At 46.9% G+C, this 2,845-nt stretch carries 3 protein-coding genes; all 3 read left to right on the top strand.

Features of this window, described 5'->3' with window-relative positions:
• The coding region (gene ftsL / locus A3761_RS21940; RefSeq protein ID WP_197473173.1) for a cell division protein FtsL at positions 1 to 364 on the top strand (364 nt) is incomplete at its 5' end.
• A gap of 24 nt (positions 365 to 388) precedes the next feature.
• Entirely contained in the window at positions 389 to 2,110 is a 1,722-nt protein-coding gene (locus tag A3761_RS21935) for a penicillin-binding protein 2 (protein ID WP_068516380.1), read from the top strand.
• Position 2,111: 1 nt separating this feature from the next.
• A partial coding sequence (locus A3761_RS26370; protein ID WP_231881283.1) for a Mur ligase family protein occupies positions 2,112 to 2,845 on the top strand: 734 nt, incomplete at its 3' end.

The raw sequence follows: 2,845 nt of genomic DNA, 5'->3' as shown, positions 1-2,845 counted from the left end.
CGGCGTTGAGGCGGTGCGGGAAAACTCTTCAGAGATGACGGTGATGGAGCGAATGGCTTTGGCCCTAGATGGCTTGCTTCATTTGTTAAGGCAGGTTTCCTTTAAAGGTTTTGTGGTGACCGGCATGTTGTTACTGATAATCGTCTTGTCAGCAATTGGTGTTGTGTACTCTTCTCACTTGAGTCGGCAGCTATTTGCAGAGCAAGCAATTTTGCTAGAAAAAAATGATCAGCTTCAGCTCGAGTGGGCGCAATTGTTATTAGAACAAAGTGCATGGAGCTCGCCTAATAGAATTGAGTCAGTGGCGCGCGAAAGCTTGGGTATGGAAGTGCCAGAAACTGAAAAAATCCAGTTAATTTACTAACTATAAATAAAAGAGTGCTGATTAGTGAATCGCTCAAAAGACATTTCTAAAAGCAATTTAGCCTGGCGGTATTGGTTTCTGCTGGGCTTTTTGGCTTTGTGTGGTCTCGCACTTTTTTATCGTGCGATAGACTTGCATGTTTATGAGCAGGCATTTTTAGCAGAGCAGGGTGATGCACGTACTATTCGCTTTGAAACGCTGGATGCTCATCGTGGCGTAATTATGGATCGCCATGGTGTGCCTTTGGCGGTTAGCGCTCCGGTTGAAACGGTTTATGCAGATCCTCGTTATCTGAACTTGAATGTTGCCCAAGCTAAAGCCTTGGCTGAAGCGCTTGGACAAAGCTATGAGAAACTGGCCGACAAGCTAGAGCGCAGCAAAAATAGGCACTTCATCTACCTTAAGCGAAAAATGGCGCCTCATGAAGTAAGCAAAGTGCTTGCTTTAAATTTAGATGGGATCTATAGCAAACGAGAATACAAGCGATACTATCCAGCGGGTGAAGTGGCTGCTCATGTTGTCGGTTTTACTAATATTGATAAGCACGGCCAGGAGGGGATTGAACTCTCCTATGATGACTGGCTAAGCGGCGAACCGGGAAAGCGCAGAGTCCTGAAAGACAGAAAGCAGCGAGTGATCAAAGATTTTGGTGCTGTAAAAACAGCTAGCCCAGGAAAGGATATTCGTTTGAGTCTAGATATGAGGATTCAATATCTGGCTTATCGAGAACTCAAGGCTGCCGTCGAGACTCATAAAGCGAAAGCCGGGTCGATAGTCGTACTCGACATTCACTCAGGCGATGTTTTAGCGATGGCAAATCAGCCCTCCTATAACCCAAATAATCGTAGCAATATAAATGTTGCGCATTTGAGGAATCGAGCGATCACCGATGTATTTGAACCGGGCTCGACGATGAAGTTAGCAACGATAGCCGCGGCATTAGAGACAAACAAATACACACTGAATACCCGCCTGGATACATCTCCGGGTTATTTGCGTTTAGGGCGTAAGTCAATTCGAGATCACAGAAACTACGGTGAGCTAAGTGTCCTTAATATTATTGCCAAAAGTAGTAATGTTGGAACCAGTCGTATAGCGCTGGATCTTAGTGGTGATGTCGTTTGGGATATGTTTAGCCGGCTTGGTTTTGGGCAGGGAACGGGAATTGGCTTTCCTGGAGAGAGTATAGGTTCTTTGCCAGACTCTTCGCATTGGCAGCCAATTGAAGTTGCAGCCATGTCTTATGGTTACGGTCTGAATGCTACCGCACTGCAACTTGCCCAAGCTTATATGATATTAGGGAATGGTGGTGTAAAGCACCCTTTGGGTCTTGTTTATCGTGAAGAGCATTACCCAGGAGAGCAGATTTTGAGCTCGGATGTTTCTGATTCCTTGAGAAAAGCTATGAAGGCTGTTGTTGCCAAGGGTGGAACAGGAACGCGAGCGCAATTGCCAATGTATGAAGTCGGAGGCAAAACGGGCACTGTTCACAGTGTAGGAAGCTCGGGTTATGAAGAGAGCCAGTACAAAGCGCTGTTTGCCGGCGTCGCGCCAATAGATAAACCCGAAGTCGCCATGGTGGTAGTGATCGATGGTCCGCAAGGTGCGGAATATTATGGTGGTGAGGTTGCGGCGCCAGTTTTTTCACGAGTTGTGAATGGCACGATGCGCTTGCTTGATGTCAGCCCCGATAAAGAAAGTTCAGCCTTGTCTTCTGGCAAATCAATTTTAGCGAGCAGAGGGTAGTATGCAAAATATCTATGCTCACTCATTGGTTGATTTGCTCCGAGGTATTTGTAATGTGCCTGCAGCGCTGGATACACGAGTTTCAGGTATTTCGATCGATAGTAGAAAAGTTCAAAAAGGTGATGTGTTCATTGCGATTGCTAGTGATGAAGCTCAGCTTGAGCTGTACGTTGCAGAAGCTATTGAACGCGGTGCAAACGCAGTACTACGCGATGGAAATACTAACTGCCGAATATATGAAGATAAAGCAGCGATAGAGATCTGCTTGCAGGGCCTTCGCCAGAGTATGGGAGAGATAGCGGCTCGCTTCTTCTTTAGGCCAAGTGAAGAAATTAAAGTAATCGGTGTCACCGGTACGAACGGCAAGACCTCAGTAGCAAACTACCTTGCCTCTTACATATCCCAAGGACCGCATAAGTGTGGCGTGATGGGAACCTTGGGTTATGGCTTGCTTGGTGAGGAGACGGAAGCTCTGGTTGCGACCGGTTACACGACACCCGATGTGATCGAGGTGCATCGGCATTTGGCTAATATGCGTGACGCGGGTGCAAAGTTTGTAGTGATGGAAGTATCTTCGCACGGCTTATGTCAGAACCGGGTAGATGGCGTCCAGTTTTATGGAGCAGTGTTCACCAATTTGACTCGTGATCACTTGGATTACCATGGTTCAATGTCCGACTACGCGCAAGCCAAGCAGAAGCTATTTCAGAACACGAGCTTGGCCTTTGCAGTACT

Source organism: Oleiphilus sp. HI0123, from assembly GCF_001635315.1.
The sequence above is the reverse complement of the archived record's forward strand: the minus strand, read 5'-3'. Positions and strand labels throughout refer to the sequence as shown.